Annotated in this window: 16 protein-coding genes; 10 read left to right on the plus strand and 6 right to left on the minus strand. The window is 62.7% G+C overall.

The window, feature by feature from the left end:
* The first annotated feature begins 67 nt into the window (after nt 1–67).
* The 3 genes from APH42_RS14015 to APH42_RS14025 all read left to right on the plus strand — a co-directional run bounded on the left by APH42_RS14015 (nt 68) and on the right by APH42_RS14025 (nt 3940).
* A complete protein-coding gene (locus APH42_RS14015; protein WP_060493551.1) occupies nt 68–790 on the plus strand; it encodes a response regulator in 723 nt (240 codons plus the stop codon).
* Between the two features lies 1 nt (nt 791).
* The gene (locus tag APH42_RS14020; RefSeq protein WP_060493559.1) at nt 792–2159 is read left to right on the plus strand and encodes an ATP-binding protein; all 1368 of its coding nucleotides are present in this window, start codon (nt 792–794) and stop codon (nt 2157–2159) included.
* Between the two features lie 113 nt (nt 2160–2272).
* Nucleotides 2273–3940: an FMN-binding glutamate synthase family protein gene (locus APH42_RS14025; RefSeq protein WP_060493552.1), complete on the plus strand. Its 1668-nt coding sequence runs from the start codon at nt 2273–2275 to the stop codon at nt 3938–3940.
* A 30-nt stretch (nt 3941–3970) separates the two neighbouring features.
* On the opposite strand, the gene APH42_RS14030 is transcribed toward APH42_RS14025, so the two are convergent.
* Complete coding sequence (locus APH42_RS14030) at nt 3971–5290, minus strand: OprD family porin (protein WP_012270074.1); 1320 nt, start codon at nt 5288–5290, stop codon at nt 3971–3973.
* Nucleotides 5291–5794: 504 nt separating this feature from the next.
* On the opposite strand from APH42_RS14030, the gene APH42_RS14035 reads away from it, so the two are divergent.
* The gene (locus APH42_RS14035) at nt 5795–7891 is read left to right on the plus strand and encodes a TonB-dependent siderophore receptor (protein WP_060493553.1); all 2097 of its coding nucleotides are present in this window, start codon (nt 5795–5797) and stop codon (nt 7889–7891) included.
* Between the two features lie 71 nt (nt 7892–7962).
* On the opposite strand, the gene APH42_RS30455 is transcribed toward APH42_RS14035, so the two are convergent.
* Together APH42_RS30455 and aguA are read right to left on the minus strand one after the other, a co-directional pair.
* Nucleotides 7963–8160 (minus strand): hypothetical protein, encoded by a 198-nt coding sequence (locus APH42_RS30455; RefSeq protein ID WP_012270072.1) that lies wholly within the window; start codon nt 8158–8160, stop codon nt 7963–7965.
* Between the two features lie 183 nt (nt 8161–8343).
* Nucleotides 8344–9450, minus strand: a complete 1107-nt coding sequence (gene aguA, locus APH42_RS14040; protein ID WP_012270071.1) for an agmatine deiminase — start codon at nt 9448–9450, stop codon at nt 8344–8346.
* A gap of 278 nt (nt 9451–9728) precedes the next feature.
* On the opposite strand from aguA, the gene rfbC reads away from it, so the two are divergent.
* From rfbC to APH42_RS14060, 4 genes are read left to right on the plus strand one after another with little or no spacing between them, the layout of a single operon-like run.
* Nucleotides 9729–10274, plus strand: coding sequence for a dTDP-4-dehydrorhamnose 3,5-epimerase (rfbC, locus tag APH42_RS14045; protein WP_012270070.1), 546 nt, complete (start codon nt 9729–9731; stop codon nt 10272–10274).
* Nucleotides 10275–10316: 42 nt separating this feature from the next.
* Nucleotides 10317–12131: an ATP-binding protein gene (locus APH42_RS14050; protein ID WP_012270069.1), complete on the plus strand. Its 1815-nt coding sequence runs from the start codon at nt 10317–10319 to the stop codon at nt 12129–12131.
* Nucleotides 12128–13534, plus strand: coding sequence for a sigma-54 dependent transcriptional regulator (locus tag APH42_RS14055; RefSeq protein WP_060493554.1), 1407 nt, complete (start codon nt 12128–12130; stop codon nt 13532–13534). Before APH42_RS14050 ends, APH42_RS14055 begins: the two co-directional genes overlap by 4 nt.
* Nucleotides 13534–13989 carry a YiiD C-terminal domain-containing protein gene (locus APH42_RS14060; protein WP_060493555.1) on the plus strand — a complete coding sequence of 152 codons (456 nt, stop codon included), beginning with the start codon at nt 13534–13536 and terminating at the stop codon, nt 13987–13989. Before APH42_RS14055 ends, APH42_RS14060 begins: the two co-directional genes overlap by 1 nt.
* A gap of 47 nt (nt 13990–14036) precedes the next feature.
* Here APH42_RS14060 and cysQ read toward each other — a convergent pair whose 3' ends face one another.
* Together cysQ and nudE are read right to left on the minus strand one after the other, a co-directional pair.
* A complete protein-coding gene (gene cysQ / locus APH42_RS14065; protein ID WP_060493556.1) occupies nt 14037–14855 on the minus strand; it encodes a 3'(2'),5'-bisphosphate nucleotidase CysQ in 819 nt (272 codons plus the stop codon).
* Nucleotides 14852–15418, minus strand: a complete 567-nt coding sequence (gene nudE / locus APH42_RS14070) for an ADP compounds hydrolase NudE (protein WP_012270065.1) — start codon at nt 15416–15418, stop codon at nt 14852–14854. Before nudE ends, cysQ begins: the two co-directional genes overlap by 4 nt.
* Nucleotides 15419–15482: 64 nt before the next feature.
* Between nudE and yrfG the strand changes: the two genes are divergently transcribed.
* Complete coding sequence (gene yrfG, locus APH42_RS14075) at nt 15483–16145, plus strand: GMP/IMP nucleotidase (protein WP_012270064.1); 663 nt, start codon at nt 15483–15485, stop codon at nt 16143–16145.
* Between the two features lie 50 nt (nt 16146–16195).
* Here the strand turns inward: yrfG and lysM are convergent, their stop codons facing one another.
* On the minus strand, nt 16196–16636 hold the full coding sequence (lysM, locus tag APH42_RS14080; protein WP_012270063.1) for a peptidoglycan-binding protein LysM: 441 nt from the start codon (nt 16634–16636) through the stop codon (nt 16196–16198).
* Between the two features lie 220 nt (nt 16637–16856).
* On the opposite strand from lysM, the gene APH42_RS14085 reads away from it, so the two are divergent.
* A partial coding sequence (locus APH42_RS14085; RefSeq protein ID WP_256217828.1) for a formate dehydrogenase accessory sulfurtransferase FdhD occupies nt 16857–17487 on the plus strand: 631 nt, incomplete at its 3' end.

Consider the following 17487-nt stretch of genomic DNA (forward strand, 5'->3'; position numbering starts at 1 on the left):
ACATGTACGGGGATGTAATTGAACGTAATGAGCGCCACCGGCCCTCACCGAACAGGTGTTTTTCCGCATGAGCACGACCCTGCTGGTTGTCGATGATGACGACGAGATCCGCGAACTTCTTTGCGATTACCTGAAAGATGCCGGCTACACCGTGTTAGCTGCGGCCGACGGTGAACAGATGCGCGAGCAGCTGGCCCGGCAAAAAGTGGAGCTGGTGGTGCTCGACTTGATGCTGCCTGACGAGGACGGTCTGAGCCTGTGCCGTCAGCTGCAGGCCACACCTGGGCTGGCGGTGATCATGCTGTCGGCCAAAGGCAGCACGCTGGACCGCATCATCGGCCTGGAGGTGGGTGCCGACGACTACCTGGCCAAGCCCTTCGAGCCACGCGAGCTGATCGCCCGGATCAAGGCCGTGCTGCGTCGCCCGCAACGCCTGGACGCACAGGCCGAAGAGCCCGCCGTGATGGATGCGCAGCTGTTCGCCGGGTTTCGCCTGGAACACGTAAAGCGCCTGCTGACTCGGCCCGATGGCGAGACCCTGACCCTGCCGCGCTCCGACTACCGCGTACTGCGTGAACTGCTGGAAGCCAACAACCGCGTGGTCTCCCGCGACCAGCTGACGCGCAGTGCGTTCGGCCGCGACCACCTGCCCGACGACCGCTCGGTTGACATGTGCGTCAGCCGCCTGCGTCAGCAACTGCGCCGTGCACCGGCGGGGGCCGCGCAAATCCTAACCATCCGCAACGAAGGCTACCTGCTGAGCATCGCCAGCCACGAGGCCGATGCCTGACATGCGCTGGCTTCGCCGGCTGTGGCCACGCACCTTGTTTGGTCAGTTGCTGCTGATCATGGTCAGCGGCACGCTGGTGATTCAGTTGATGTCGAGCAGCATCTGGTTCGATGTGCGTTTCGCCCAGGTGCTCGAGGCGCCTGTGCGGCTGGTCGCTGCGCGCAGCGCTCCACTGATTGCCCAGGCCGACTGCCACGGCGGCATGCTGCAGCCACCAGCCCATTACCAGCTACGCTGCGCCGAAAGCCTGCCCACGCCGGAGCATGACGAGCGCCGCGGGCGCAGGCGCATCGAGCTGTTGCTGCAGCAGGCCCTCAAGTACGAGCTGGGGCATGCCCAGGACGTGCGCCTGATGAAGGTGCAACTGACCGATGAACTGGGCCAGCCGATCGTCTGGCGCAGCTTGTTCGGCCTGCGCACGGCCCAGGCGCATATCCAGTTCGCGGTGCCGTTGGCCGATGGTCACTGGCTGACCGTCGACGGCCAGGAACTGCAGGGTTGGAGCGGCGAGTCGGCTTGGGTGCTGATCAGCGACTACCTGTTGCGGGTATACGCCCTGCGGATTGTCGCGGTATTGCTGGTGTGCCTGATTGCCGTGCGCCTGTGCCTGCGCCCGCTGCGTCGCCTGGCCGATGCCGCACGCGGCCTGGGCGCTAACCTCGAGCAACCGCCCTTGGCGCTGGATGGCCCGGAGGAAGTGCGTCAGGCGGCGCAAGCGTTCAACGCCATGCAGCAGCGGCTGATAGCCATGGTCAACGACAAAGCCTACTTCCTGGCTGCCGTATCACACGACCTGCGCACACCACTGACCCGAATGCGCCTGCGCCTGGAGCGCCTGCCCGACGACGAACACCGCCAACGCCTGCGGCAGAACATCACACAGATGGACGACATGATCGGCCAGGTCCTCGATTACCTGCGTGCGGGGGAACAGCAGAATTTGCAGCAGGTGGACCTGGACCGGCTGGTGGCGCGCCAGTGTGCGGACCTGGCCAGCGCCGAGGAACCACTGCCAGTACACGGCCAGGCAGGCAGCTTGCGGGTGGATGCCCTGCTGTTGCAGCGTTGCCTGCAAAATTTGTTGGTGAATGCGTTGCGCTATGCCCAAGACATTTCGGTCACGCTGGAGCGAGCGAGCACAGGGGTATTCATCCATATCGACGACCGTGGGCCGGGGATCGCGCCCGCGCTGCTGACGACCATTACCGACCCGTTCGTGCGCGGCGAAGGCTCGCGTAACCAGGCCTCGGGAGGGTATGGGCTGGGGTTGAGCATTGCCCAGCGGATTGCAACCAGCCATGGCGGTGAGCTGATGCTGTCGAACCGTGAGGGCGGTGGATTGCGGGTCAGCATACTGCTCCCCATCTGACGGCGAGCGCTCTGGCATACGCAATCAGGTAATAGTCTTTTACCAATTCCCCAGGTTTTCCCTGCCCCGCCTTTGCCTATCCTATGCCCGGTCATCCTGCCTGCGATGGACCCATGAAACACTCTCTGCCCAGCCGCTACGCCTGCCTCGCGCTCTGCCTTGTCTTCAGCTTCGCCAGCCTACCGCTGCTCGCCCAACATGCCTGGCTGTGGCCAGTAACGCTGATCACCGCATTGCTTAGCCTGGTCGGCCTGAACGACCTGCGACAAAGTCACCACGCGGTACGCCGCAACTACCCGATCCTCGGCAACATCCGCTACCTGATCGAAACTATACGCCCGGAAATCCGCCAGTACCTGATCGAGGGTGACGACGACAAGCTGCCGTTTTCCCGGTCGCAGCGCTCGCTGGTCTACGCACGGGCCAAGAACGAAAGTGCCGAGAAAGCCTTCGGCACACTGAACGATGCCTACAAGCCCGGTTTCGAATTCATCAGCCATTCGATGCTGCCAGTGGCTACGCCAGACCCGGCATCGTTTCGCATTGCCATCGGTGGGCCGCAATGCCGCCTGCCCTATTCGGCCTCGATCTTCAACATTTCGGCCATGAGCTTCGGTGCCCTCAGTGCCAACGCCATCGCCGCGCTCAACCGCGGCGCACGCATGGGCCGGTTTGCCCATGACACCGGCGAAGGCAGCATCAGCCCGTATCACCGTGAACACGGCGGCGACCTGATCTGGGAAATCGGCAGCGGCTACTTCGGCTGCCGCACCGAGGACGGTCGCTTCGACCCACAGCGCTTTGCCGAACAGGCCAAGTCGCCACAAGTGAAGATGATTGAAATCAAGCTCAGCCAGGGCGCCAAACCAGGCCACGGCGGCATTTTGCCGGGGCACAAGGTCAGCCCTGAAATTGCCCAGACCCGCGGCGTGCGCGCAGGTGAGGACTGCATCTCGCCGGCAGCGCACAGCGCCTTCCGCACACCAGTCGAGTTGCTGCAGTTCGTGGCCAGCCTGCGCAAGCTGTCGGGCGGCAAACCTGTAGGCTTCAAGTTCTGCCTGGGCCACCCGTGGGAGTTCATGGGCATTGCCAAGGCCATGCTCGCCACCGGCATCACCCCGGACTTCATCGTCGTCGATGGCAAGGAAGGCGGTACCGGCGCGGCACCACGCGAATTCAGCGACAACATGGGCGTGCCGATGCGCGAAGGCCTGATGTTCGTGCACAACACCCTGGTTGGCCTGAACCTGCGCTCGAGCATTCGCATTGGCGCAGCAGGCAAGATCGTCAGCGCCTTCGACATTGCCAGCGTGTTGGCCATCGGCGCTGACTGGGTCAACTCGGCACGCGGCTTCATGTTCGCCATTGGCTGCATTCAGTCGCAAAGCTGCCATACCAACAAGTGCCCGACCGGCGTGGCCACGCAAGACCCACTGCGCCAGCGCGCCCTGGTAGTGCCGGACAAGGCCGAGCGGGTGGCCAGCTTCCACCGCAACACCCTGCACACCCTGGCCGAGATGCTGGCTGCCGCGGGCCTGGAGCACCCTTCGGAGCTCAAGCCCAAGCACCTGGCACGGCGTATCAGCCCCAGCGAGATCGGGTTGTTTTCAGACTTGCACACCTTCCTCAAGCCGGGCGAATTGCTCAGCGGCTCGATCGAAAGCGAGTTTTATGCACGGATGTGGCGGATGGCGCGTAGCGACAGTTTTGCACCGGAAACCACAGATGCAACACCGGCTCCGGCAGTAACCTTGCGCCGAAAAGAAACAGCCCCGGCATAGGCCAGGGCTGTTGGGTACATCACATCAGCATCAGAAGATGCTGATCGGGTACTCGACGAATACGCGGACTTCGTTGCCGTCGTCGTTGTAACCGTTCTGCTGCACGGCGTTATTGGTACGCACGAACGAGCTACGCAGCTTGATGGACAGGTCCTTGGCCGGGCCGTCCTGCACCACGTAACGGATCTGGTTGAAGATCTCGCGCTCTTTACCTTCGCCAAAGCCCTGCGGGTTGGCAACGTTGCGGGTGTTGATGTTGTCACCCACCACGTAGGCCAGCTTGTAGGTCAGGCCCGGAATGCCGTAGGCACCGAAGTCCAGGCCGTAGCCCAGCTGCCAGGAGCGCTCGTCTTCGGCATTGAAGTCGGACCAGTACGAGTTGGCCAGGTAGATGGTCGAACCACCGTCACCCACGCCACCGGCGTTCTGGTAGAAGCCGTAGTTGTAGCCAGTGCTGCCGGTGCTGCGCTGGTGAGCGAGGGTGAACGAGTGGGCACCGTACGCGTAGGTGGCGGCCAGGCTCCAGATGGTGTTGGAGTCGCCGTTCAGGCCAGCGGCTTGTACGTACTTGTGGTCGATGTCCGACTTGTAGCCGTTGAAGTCCAGGGTCAGGGACTGGTCGCTGGCGATCGGGAAGACGTAGTTCAAGCCCAGGTAGTGCTTCTTCATCACGTCTTCGTTGTCGGCGGTGTACAGCGAAGCGGTGAAGTTGTCGGTGAACTTGTAGCTACCACCGAAGACGTTGATCGACTTCAGGCCACCGCTATCACGCCCCTCTGCGCTCTTGCGCGCTTCCTGGGTGAAACGACCGGCGTTCAGTTCCAGGCCCTGGATTTCTTTGGAAGTGATCAGGGTACCGGTGAAGCTTTCTGGCAGCAGACGTGCATCGTCGTACTGCAGCACAGGCAGTGCTGGCATCTGGTCACCGTACTTCAGCACGGTGTTGGAGATGCGGAATTTCACTGCAGCACCACCACGGGCCAGGTTGTGCGGCGAGCTGGCGTTGCCTTCGGCGTTGGTGGTTTCGTGCGGTTTGAAGAAGTCGACGCCGCCGCCACCGTTGTGGCCTTTGCCGCCATCGAGGCGCACCGCGTACAGGCCAAATGCGTCGACACCGACGCCGACGGTGCCTTGGGTGAAGCCGGAGGAGAAGTTGGCGATGAACGCCTGGCCCCATTCGATCTGGTCGTCGGTGCCGTGCTTCTTGTCACGGTTGATGTAGGCGTTGCGCAGGAGGACGTTGGCGTGGCTGTCCTCGATGAAGCCCTTGCTGTCGGCCTGTTCATTGGCCTGTGCCTGGGTCGCGGCGATCATCGCCAAGGCGACCAGGCTGATCCTGGTTTTCAACATGTTGTTTTCCTTATTTCTTAATCAAAAACGCTCTGCAATATGACGCCAGGAACCAACGCCCCTTCGTAGGTTCGACGCTATGCGGATCCAGCCGGGCGGGCCAACCGGTAATACACGGCGGCCCTTGGCAGCAGCTTGGCCAAGATCATGGCCAGCAGGCGTTGGCCGAATCCTAGCCGTGTGCGATTACAAATGTCAAAAAGTCGTGAAATGCAGGTTGATATAACCAAAATCCCCGGTGAGCCTGGTGCATTTCCATACAGGTTTGCGCTATCAGCGGGCATTTTATCTTGCGTGGGAAAAAGCCTTTTGATCGTACGGACAACTTCCCGTGGAGCTGTTTTCACAGCACAAGGTTGCTCCAACAGGCAAAGTCGCTGCGATCAGGGCTGTTACAAACAGACACATATGTAAAGGCAAGCCTTTACAAATACCCAAGCAAGAGTAAATAGCAAGCATTACCATTCGCACCTTTCTTTTCACCTGCCCGGTCCGGATGTGCCCATGCTTGTACCCTGCCGCCTTTCACCCCTGACGCTTGGCCTGTCGCTGCTGTTCAGCGTCGACCTGGCGAGTGCCGCCACCACCACGCTGCCAGAGTCGTCGATTACCGCCGACAGCGAGCGCGAGAAGGACAACCCACGGGTCAAGGAGGTAAGCACCGCCACCCGCACCTCGACGCCGGTGCGCTATGTCCCCCAGGCCATCGACACGGTGAAAACCGTTAACGTGCTGGATTACGGCAGCAACACCTTGGGCAAGGCGCTGGAGGGCATCCCCAACGTCAGCAGCGGCGCCGATACCCGCTTCGACAGTGTGCGCATCCGCGGCTTCGAGGCCAGCAACGACTTTTACCTGGACGGCATTCGTGACGACAGCCAGTACATCCGCGACCTGCACAACATCGAACGGGTCGAGGTGCTAAAGGGGCCTGCGGCGGTGCTATACGGCCGTGGCAGCCAGGGCGGTATCGTCAACCGGGTCAGCAAGGCACCGGAGCCGGGCCGACGCTCGACCCTCGAAGCGCAGGCCGGCAGTGAAGACCTGCGCAGCCTGTATGCCGACCTCAGCGCCGACCCCAGCGACACCGTCAGCCTGCGCCTGAACATGGGCAACCAGGACAACAACAGCTTCCGCGATGGTGTTCACGGCAGCCGCCAACTGTTCGCCCCGTCGATCAGCTGGCAGATCAACCCCGACCTGAACTGGCTGGTGCAATACGAATACAGCCGTTACAACCGCACACCCGACCGGGGTATCCCCGGGGTCAACGGCCGCCCGGCCGACGTGAGCCGCGGCACCACCTACGGTGACCCGCGCGACTATATCGATGATCACGCCCAGTCCCTGCGCTCACGCCTGAACTACCAGCTGAACGAAACCTGGCAGCTGCGCCATACCCTGGGCCTGTTCAAGCTCGACAGTGAGTTCGACAACACCTATGTCGTCGGCTACAACGCCGGCACCAACACCGTGACCCGCCAGCGTTGGCAGCAGGACCTCAACACCCGCAACCTGTTCAATAACCTGGAGGCCGAGGGCGACTTCGACACCCTGGGGTTGGAACACAAGCTGCTTGTAGGCCTGGAGTTCGGTAACCAGCGGCGTGACCCTCTGCTGTACACCGCCTTGCCTGTTGCGAAGGGTGGCCAGGCGGTTCCAGGCCTGGACCTGAACAACCCCGACCGCAGCCAGCAGCACAATGGCCCTATGACGGTGTCGAGTGACAACCACACCGTGGTCGATAGCCGTGGCCTTTACCTGCAGGACCAGATCCGCCTGAACGATCAGTGGCAGATCCTTGCTGGGGTACGCTTCGACCAATTCGATGTGCAAACCACCAACAAGGATGGCGTGCGCGAACCACAGGACAGCAACAGCACCAGCCCGCGCCTGGGCGTGGTCTACACGCCGTGGCGCGACCATTCGTTCTACGCTTCGTGGAGCAAGACCTTTTCGCCGGTGGGCGGCGGCCTGATCGGCATCACTCCAGATGCGCCGGGCAACGGCAACGACGCCAAGCCGGAAGAAACCCGTCAAAAGGAAATCGGCGTGAAGAGCGACTGGCTCGACCAGCGCCTGACCACCACCTTGGCCATTTACGAGCTGGAGCTGTACAACCGCCGCACCCGCGACCCGCTGATCCCGGAAAACATTTTGCTCAGCGGTCTGCAGCGTTCGCGCGGCATCGAGCTGACCGCCACCGGCAATATCGTTGGCAACTGGTATGTACGCGGCGGCATCGGCCTGCAGGACGCCATCATCGTCAAGGACAACAACGGCCAGGAAGGCAACCGCATCAATGACGTGGCCAAGCGCAACGGCAGCTTGTTCGTGACCTGGAAGCCAGAGCTGGGCTGGTACGCTGAAACCGGCCTGACGTTGGTGGGTGAACGTTATGCGGACAACCAGAACACCACGGTATTGCCGGGGTATGGCCGTTGGGATGCATTGGCGGGGTACCGCACCCATGACTGGGATGTACGGGCGGCGCTGAGCAACATTGCCGACAAGACCTACTACAGCTCAGCGACCAGTGCGGCGCAGATTCAGGTAGGGGACCCGCGTAGCCTGGTGGTGACGGGTAGCTACAGCTTCTGATCTTGGTTGACTGCACCGGCCTCTTCGCGGGCATGTCCGCGAAGAGGTCGGTGCAGGTAGAACCGATTCGATCAGTGCCACACCGCCATCAGCGCCTGCATTTCTGCTTCGCTGATCAGCCCCTGGGGGTATCGCCCGGCAAGCAGACGTCGTGGGTCGGTCGTCCTGACCCTGATGCTTCCATGGTGTTTCAACCACTTCGCCACAACCCTGAGCGATTGGTGATTCACTGCCGATGGGCGCAAAGCCGACTCACTTGCTACGTTCATGTCCACACGTACTCCCTGGCCCGTGAGCGGCTAATTTACGTAAGTATTGTTACAGATCAGATACCCCGGCCTGGCCAAGCTATCTATTTGAAAAACAATACAAAACATATGCCAGTCCAGGCCCCGGACGTCGCCCCAAAAAAAAGGCCCGTCACACGACGGGCCTCTTCATTCACTTCACGCTCAGCGCTTGACCGGCGCCGGCTGCTGCTGGGTCAGGCAGTGGATATTGCCGCCACCCAAGAGCAACTCGCGGCCCGGGATCATCACCACCTCATGGTCGGGGAAGATCTTCGCCAGGATCGCTCTGGCTTCGGCGTCTGCAGGGTCGTCGAAGCTTGGCGCGATGATGCCACCGTTGACGATCAGGAAGTTCACGTACGAACCGGCCAGGCGCACCGACGGATCACGCTCCTGGCTGCCGGCCACCTGGTCGACACCGGCGCACTCTTCGGCGGTGGCGAACAGTGGGCCCGGAATCGGCATCTTGTGCACGATGAACTCACGGCCCTTGGCGTCGCGAGTGTTCTTCAACACCTCCATGGCCGCGTGGCAGCGCGCATAGTTGGGGTCGTTGGAATCATCGGTCCAGGCCAGTAACACTTCGCCCGGGCGCACGTAACAGCAGAAATTGTCCACATGGCCGTCGGTTTCGTCGTTGAACAAGCCATCCGGCAACCAAACCACGGTGTCCACCGCCAGCTGATCGCGCAGCACCGCTTCGATCTGCTCGCGGTTCATGTGCGGGTTGCGGTTGCGATTGAGCAGGCATTCCTCGGTGGTGATCACGGTGCCTTCACCGTCCACGTGGATCGAACCACCTTCAAGCACGAAACCTTCGGTCTGATAGCGCTGGCAGCGCTCCATTTCCAGCACCTTGGCGGCCAGCTCCTCGTCGCGGTTCCACGGCGCGTACAGGCCGCCATCGAAGCCGCCCCAGGCATTGAAGCCCCAATCCACACCGCGCACTTCGCCATGGTCGTTGATGACGAAGGTTGGGCCGGTGTCACGCACCCAGGCGTCGTCGTTGCTGATTTCGACCACACGAATGTTCGGCTGGTCGAGCTGGCGACGGGCGTTTTCGTACTGGCCGGCGGAGGCCGCGACGGTGACAGGCTCGAAGCGGGCAATGGCCTTGGCCAGGGTTACGTGGGCGGCCTGCGCCGGCTTGCCGCCGAGGCGCCAGTTGTCCGGGCGCTCTGGCCAGACCATCCACACCTGGGTCTGCGGGGCCCACTCGGCGGGCATGTGGAAACCATCGGCACGGGGTGTGGAATTGAGGGTTTTCATGGGTGACCTCTGTGATGGCCCTAAGCCGGAGTGCGCTGGGGCGTTTGCCAATTTATAACCGATATATATCGATATTTAAAGCCGATACGGTAGAAATTCCGAGGCCGTTCGGCGCATTTAAATCGATAACAATCGACACAAGCTAACCTTAGCCTGGTGAAAGGAGCAGCCTGCCGTCTACCATAGCCACACCTTATGCATCCTGTTGCAGCTACACACGGAAAATTCCGACAAGGACGACTAGGGTCAATACGTGAGCAACGGGCCAGCGAGCCGCTATGAACATCATCCCTACCGCAATCCCTGAAGTACTGATCATCGAACCGAAAGTGTTCGGTGACAGCCGTGGTTTTTTCTTCGAGGCATTCAACGCCCGTGAGTTCGCACGGCAAACCGGCGTGAACGTGGAATTTGTCCAGGACAACCACTCGCGCTCCATCAAGGGCGTGCTGCGTGGGCTGCACTACCAGGTGGCAAACACCCAGGGCAAACTGGTGCGCGTGGTGCATGGCGAGATCCGCGATATTGCCGTGGATGTGCGCAAAAGCTCGCCAACCTTTGGCCAATGGGTTGCCGTGCACCTGTCGGCCGACAACCACCGCCAACTGTGGATTCCACCCGGTTTTGCCCACGGTTTTGCGGTGATGAGCGAATCGGCCGAATTCCTCTACAAGACCACCGACTACTACAACCCCGGCGCCGACCGCTGCATCCGCTGGGACGACCCACAACTGGGCATCGACTGGGGGCTACGGCAGCCACCGGTACTGTCGGACAAGGACAAGGTCGGCCTGCCACTGGCAGAGGCGGAACTGCTCCCTTAACTAGCGCATAATTGCGCCAGACTTTTCTGGCGCCTATACGTGATGATCGCAAAACCCACGCCCCCACGCCGTCCCCGCTGGCGCAGCCTGGCCCTGCTGGCCCTGTGCCTGGCACCGTTACTGTGGCCACTGCACCATCTGGCCGAACGCTACTACCAGCAAGAGCTGGCCTCGCAGAACCGCCAGACCCTCGACCTGTATGTCGCCAACCTGCTCGGCACCCTGCACCGCTACGAGACCCTCCCGCAAATCCTCGGCGACCTGCCGGCATTGCGTGGCGTGTTGGCCGACCCGTTCCGCCTGGAAGCGGTGACCAACGCCAACCGCCTGCTCAAAGACATTGTCCAGCAGACCGGTGCCGAGGTGATGTACCTGATGGACGTCAGCGGCAACACCCTGGCCGCCTCCAATTGGGACAAGCACGACAGCTTCGTCGGCCGCAATTTCGCCTTCCGTCCCTACTTCAACGAGGCCATGGCCGGGCATCTGGGCCGTTTCTTCGGCCAGGGCACCACGTCGGCCAAACGCGGCTACTTTTTCGCCGCAGCAGTACGGGACCGTGAGCGGACCGTGGGCGTGCTGGTGGTCAAGGTCGACCTGGATCACACCGAAACCCTGTGGGGTCGTACCCCTGAGCAGTTGTTGCTGACCGATCATAATGGCGTGGTCATCCTCACCTCGCGGCCCGACTGGCGCTTCCGCGCCACCCGTGTGCTGAGCGAGGCCGAGCGCCAGGCCATCATCGCCATCCAGCCCTACCCGACCCAGGCCCCGCAACCGCTGGTACTCAGCCCGGACGCCTGGATCTCCCAAACCCGCGACATCAAGGAAACCGGCTGGCAAGTGAGCATCCTTGCCCCACGCACACTGGTCGACCGCTCGGTACAGACGGTGATGGCGATCGGCGCCGGCACCTTGCTGGTGGTAATGCTGCTGGCCGGGCTGGTGATGCAGCGGCGGCGCCATTACATCGACCGCATCGACTTCGAGGCCCGTGGCCGCCAAGAGCTGGAAAAACGTGTAGCCGAACGTACCGCCGACCTCGAAGGCCTGAACACCCGCCTGAAAAGCGCCGTGCTGGAACGCGAGAACGCTCAGCAGGAAGCCGTGCGCGCCCAGGACGAACTGGTGCAGGCCGGCAAGCTGTCGGTACTGGGCACCATGTCGGCCAGCATCAGCCATGAGCTGAACCAGCCGCTGGCGGCCATTCGCAGCTACGCGGAAAACGCCGAGATCCTACTCGACCACCAACGCACCGAAGACGCACGCGGCAACCTCAAGCTGATCGGCGAGCTGACCGGGCGCATGGCCTCGATCATCGCCCACCTGCGCGCCTTCGCCCGCCGCGACCGCCACGCCCCGGAAAGCGTGGCCCTGCAGCCGGCCCTGGACGATGCCCTGGCGCTGCTGGCCAAACGCCGCCGGGCAATGGCCGTAGAGCTGATCCGCGACCTGCCTGAAGCCACTTTGTGGGTACAGGCCGGTGAAACCCGACTGCGCCAGGTGCTGGGCAACCTGCTGGCCAATGCCCTCGATGCCCTGACCGAAAAGGCCAACCCGCGCCGTTTGTGGCTAAGTGCCGAGCAACGTGATGGCTGCGTCTACCTGTACATCCGCGACAACGGCCCCGGTTTCAGCCGCCAGGCCCTGGAGCACGCCAAGGAGCCGTTCTTCACCACCAAGACCCGTACCCAGGGCTTGGGCCTTGGCCTGGCCATCTGCGAAAGCCTGATGCGCGCCCTGGGCGGTGAACTGCTGCTGGCCAACCACCCGGAAGGTGGCGCACTGCTGACCCTGCAGCTGCGTGTGGCCGCGCCTGGCGCTACTTTGCCCAATTCGGAGGACCCCTCGGCATGACCACCGAGACACTGATCGACAGCCGAGCCCAGGTCATCCTGGTCGACGATGACCCCCACCTGCGCCAGGCCTTGAGCCAGACCCTGGACCTGGCAGGGCTCAAGGTAGTCGCCTTGGCCGATGCCCAAGGCCTGGCCGAGCGAATCGAGGCCGACTGGCCGGGCGTGGTGGTCAGCGACATCCGCATGCCCGGTATCGATGGCTTGCAGTTGCTGGAACAACTGCACAGCCGCGACAGCGAGCTACCGGTGCTGCTGATTACCGGCCATGGCGATGTGCCGCTGGCAGTGCAGGCAATGCGCGCCGGGGCTTATGACTTCCTGGAAAAGCCGTTTGCCACGGACGCCCTGCTCGACAGCGTGCGCCGCGCCCTGGCCCTGCGCCGCCTGGTGCTGGACAACCGCAGCCTGCGCCTGGCGCTAAGCGACCGTCAGCAGCTGGCCACCCGCCTGGTGGGCCATTCACCGGCCATGCAGCGCCTGCGCGAGCAGATCGGCGCCTTGGCCGGCACCCGTGCCGATGTGCTGATTTTGGGCGAAACCGGCGCAGGCAAAGAGGTGGTGGCCCGTGCCCTGCACGACCTTTCCAGCCGCCGCGACGGCCCGTTCGTGGCGATCAACGCGGGGGCACTGGCCGAGTCGGTGGTCGAAAGCGAGCTGTTCGGCCATGAGCCCGGCGCGTTCACCGGCGCGCAGAAGCGGCGCATCGGCAAGTTCGAATTTGCCAACGGCGGCACGCTGTTTCTCGATGAAATCGAGAGCATGAGCCTGGATGTTCAGGTGAAACTGCTGCGCATGCTGCAAGAGCGGGTGGTCGAACGCCTGGGCGGCAACCAGCTTATCCCGCTGGATATCCGCATCATCGCTGCCACCAAGGAAGACCTGCGTCAGGCCGCAGACCAGGGGCGCTTCCGCGCCGACTTGTATTACCGCCTTAACGTCGCACCGCTGCGTATTCCGCCGCTGCGCGAACGCGGCGATGACATTCTGGTGTTGTTCCAGCATTTCGCCGATGCCGCCAGCCAGCGACATGGCCTGTCACCGCACGCGCTGCAGCCAGCACAACGTGCCCTGCTGCTGCGTCACGACTGGCCGGGTAATGTGCGCGAACTGCAGAACGCCGCCGAGCGCTTCGCCCTTGGCCTGGAACTGGCCCTGGATGGCCAGGCACCTCCGGCAGCAGCACCCGCAGCACCATTGCTGAGCGGCAACCTCAGCGAGCAGGTGGAGCAGTTCGAACGCTCGCTGATCGCTGCCGAACTGGCCCAGCCACACAGCTCCATGCGCAGCTTGGCCGAGGCGCTGGGCATCCCCCGCAAAACCCTGCACGACAAACTGCGCAAGCATGGCTTGAACTTCGACGGAGGCAGTGGCGGGCATGACGAACAAGAGGACAATCGTTAATGAGCACCGATAGCCAGTATCTGCAGTCCGTACTGCACAGCGACATCCCCCTGACCCGCGAAATGGGCCTGGAAGTGATCGATTGGCAGCAGCACACCCTGCGCCTGCAGCTGCCGCTGGCGGCCAACGTCAATCACAAAAGCACCATGTTCGGCGGCAGCCTGTACTGCGCAGCGGTGCTGGTGGGGTGGGGCTGGTTGCACCTGCGCCTGCGAGCGCTGGGGATCGATGACGGGCATATCGTCATTCAGGAGGGGCAGATCAGTTATCCACTGCCAGTTACCGGCACGGCGGTGGCGCGTTGTGCAGCGCCGGACGAGAAGACCTGGGAGCGATTCCTGAACATGTACCAACGGCGCGGGCGGGCGCGGTTGACGCTGGAGACCACGGTAAGCAATGCCGGTAGTGACGAGCCTGCCGTTACCTTCAGCGGCCAGTACGTTCTGCACCGCTAGCCCAACAGCCTTGCGCAAAATCCAAAGGCTCCCACAGCAAAACCCCGTCAGATCAGGTTAAGGAACGCCTGGCGCCAGGCAGCATTTGCCGGCAACGCCAGGAAATACGGGTTAAGCAACGACTCGCGCGGTGGATACCGGAACGGCAACCCATCCAGCCCGATGACCTCGCCCCCGGCCCCTTCCACCACACCCTGCGCCGCCGCAGTGTCCCACTGCGAAGTCGGCGCCAGGCGCGGATAGCAATCGGCGCTACCCTCAGCCAACAGGCAGAACTTCAACGAGCTGCCAACGTTGGCCAGTTCCAGCTCCCCCACCGCAGCACCCAGCCCGGCCAGCAGCGCTTCCTGCTCCGGGCTGGAGTGCCGGCGGCTGGCAACCACGGTGAAACACTCACCTGCAGGAGGCGCGTTACGCACCTGAATCGGCTTGGCAGCCTCACCCGCGTCGGCCCGCCAGGCACCCAGGCCGCGACCACCGAAATAGCAGCGCCCGTTGGTCGGCATCGACACCACGCCGAACACCACCTGGCCGTTTTCGATCAGGGCGATGTTGACCGTGAACTCTTCGCTGCCGACGATGAACTCCTTGGTGCCATCCAGCGGGTCGACCAGCCACCAGCGGCCCCAGCCCTGACGCTCGGCCAGGGGAATATTGCAATCCTCTTCGGACAGCACCGGTATGTGCGGCGCCAGCGCCAACAGGCCATCGGCAATCACCCGGTGCGCCGCCAGGTCGGCAACGGTAACCGGCGAATCGTCGGCCTTGTTGGTCACCGCCACATCGGCGCGCCAGAACGGCAGGATCGCCTCGCCTGCCGTCAGTGCCAGCTTGACCACTTCGTGCATCAGTTGCAGGTCGTTCATAGCTCCAGCAAACCCCGCTGAATCAACAGGTCACGGGCCAGGTAAAGCGCCGCCAGGGCGCGCCCCTCGGTGAACTGCGGGTGCATGGCCAAGGCCGAAAGCTCACGCAAGTTGACCTTGTCGACCCGCATCGGCTCCGGCTCGTCGCCTTCCAGGCGCTCTTCATACAGCTCGCTGGCCAGCACCACCTGGATCTTCTGGCTCATGTAGCCCGGCGACAACGACAGCTCGGTCAGGTGCTCCAGCTGGCGTGCGCCAAAACCGGCTTCTTCCTTGAGCTCCCGGTCGGCGGCCGCCAGCACGTCTTCGCCAGGCTCGATCAAGCCCTTGGGCAACGACAACTCATATTCATCGGTGCCGCCGCAGTATTCTTCCACCAGCACGGCATGCTCGGCGTCGAGCATGGCCACGATCATCACCGCACCGTAGCCATTCCCCCGGCCGACCAGGCGCTCGTAAGTGCGCTCGTTGCCATTGCTGAAGCGCAATTGCACGGCTTCGACGCGAAACAGGCGGCTACTGGCGACGATTTCGCGGCTGAGTACGGTGGGTTTCTGGCGCATGGGGCGGCTCCTTGGCGTGAACGGGTTACTATACCGTGGCTTGCCGACTGATCGAGAGTTTCCCATGCCTGTTCTTCCCTGGTCCGCCATCGATACCGTCCTGCTGGACATGGACGGCACCCTGCTCGACCTGCATTACGACAACCGCTTCTGGCTGGACCACCTGCCCCAGCGCTATGCCGAGCTGCACGGGGTAAGCCGCGCCATGGCGGAAATGGAGCTGCAACCGCTGTTCGAACGCAATGCCGGCACCTTGAACTGGTATTGCCTGGATTTCTGGAGCCGCGAGCTGCGCCTGCCCATTCGCGAGCTGAAGCGGGAAATTGCCGACCTAATTGCCCTGCGCCCGGATGCCGATACCTTCCTGGCTGCGATTCGCCAGGCAGGCAAGCGCGTGGTGATGATCACCAATGCCCACCGTGATTCACTGTCGCTGAAGCTGGAGCGTGTAGAACTGGCGCCGTACTTCGAGCGGCTGATCAGCTCCCACGACTATGGCTACCCGAAGGAAAGCCCGCAGTTCTGGGATGCCTTGCAGGCGGATATCGGCTTCGAACCGGGGCGCAGCCTGTTCATCGATGACACGCTGGCGATTCTGCGCAGTGCGCGACGCTTTGGTGTGGGGCACCTGCTGGCGGTGCGGCAGCCCGATAGCAAGGCGCAGCCGCGTGATACCGAGGAATTTGCAGCGGTCGAGGATTATCGGGAGTTATTGGTAGGCCTGTGAGGCCCCATTCGCGGGCGCGCCCGCGAAGAGGCCGCTACAGGCTTTAGAGATCAGTCAGGAATACGCAGCACCTGCCCCGGATAAATCTTGTCCGGGTGCGTGAGCATCGGCTTGTTGGCCTCAAAGATTTTGTTGTACTGGTTGGCATTGCCATAAACCACCACAGAGATGGCCGACAGCGTGTCGCCCTTCTTCACCGTAACAAACCTGGCCGCCGCCACCACTGGCCCGGTCACAGTGATCTGGTCATCGACACTGGCCACACCATTGATGTTGCCGGCTGCGAGAATGATCTTCTCCTTCTCTTCCTGGCTGGCCACTTCTCCCTTGAGGATGATCTTGTCTCCCTCTACAGTGGCGGTGATGTTCGGGTTGCCCAGGCCGACACTTTCCACGTGTTTCTTAAGCTGCTCTTCGGCATTGGCGTTGCCAGGGGTCAGCAGGTCGATCAACTTCTCGCCGGCTTCCTTCACGAAACTGAACAGGCTCATTGCGCTCTCCTTGTTGACGAAACCTCGGACACAGGAGTCTAGGCCAGCTTTGCCACTCTCGCCCCATGCGGCCAATCGACGCGGTCTATCAAGGCATAGAGCCTAGCGATTAGACGCCACCGGCACGCAAGCCTAGGCTTGTGCAATCAGAAAGCCGCCGGTATTCAGCGCCCCGATGAACAGCAAGCCTCCGGTCTGCGCGGCCTCATCGCCCTTGTCCATGCCCGCCGCCAGCAACACCTACGATTACGTCCAGCTCAGCGACGCCAAACGCGACAGCACCCCGCTGGCCGAGGAAGTGGCCCTGGCCATCGTCTATAACGGCCTCAACCAGGCGGTGATGCTGGTCAGCCCCACCGATTTGGAAGATTTCGCCGTGGGCTTCAGCGTCGGCAGCGGGATTGTCGAAGGCACCGCAGAAATCTACGACCTCAAGCTCTCGGGCAGCGGCTCGGCGATGTATGCCGACCTGGAAATTTCCAGCCGGGCATTCTGGAACCTGAAGAACCAGCGCCGCCAGCTGTCCGGCACCAGTGGTTGTGGCCTGTGTGGGGTCGAAGCCCTGGAGCAGGCGCTGCCGGAACTGGCCGTGCTGCCGGGTGCCCCCCTGCCGCCGGCCCAGTGGCTGGTCGGCCTGCGCGAGCGCATCGATGCCTTCCAGCCTCTGGGCCAGCACTGCGGCGCCGTACATGCGGCACTGTTCATGGACCGCCATGGCGAATTGCTGCTCGGCCGTGAAGACATTGGTCGGCACAACGCCCTCGACAAGCTGATCGGCGCCTTGCTGCGCCAAGGCATCGACAGCCAGGGCGGCCTGGCCATCGTCACCAGCCGCTGCAGCCTGGAGCTGA

It is taken from the genome of Pseudomonas sp. NBRC 111140 (assembly GCF_001320885.1).
Lineage (GTDB): Bacteria > Pseudomonadota > Gammaproteobacteria > Pseudomonadales > Pseudomonadaceae > Aquipseudomonas > Aquipseudomonas putida_P.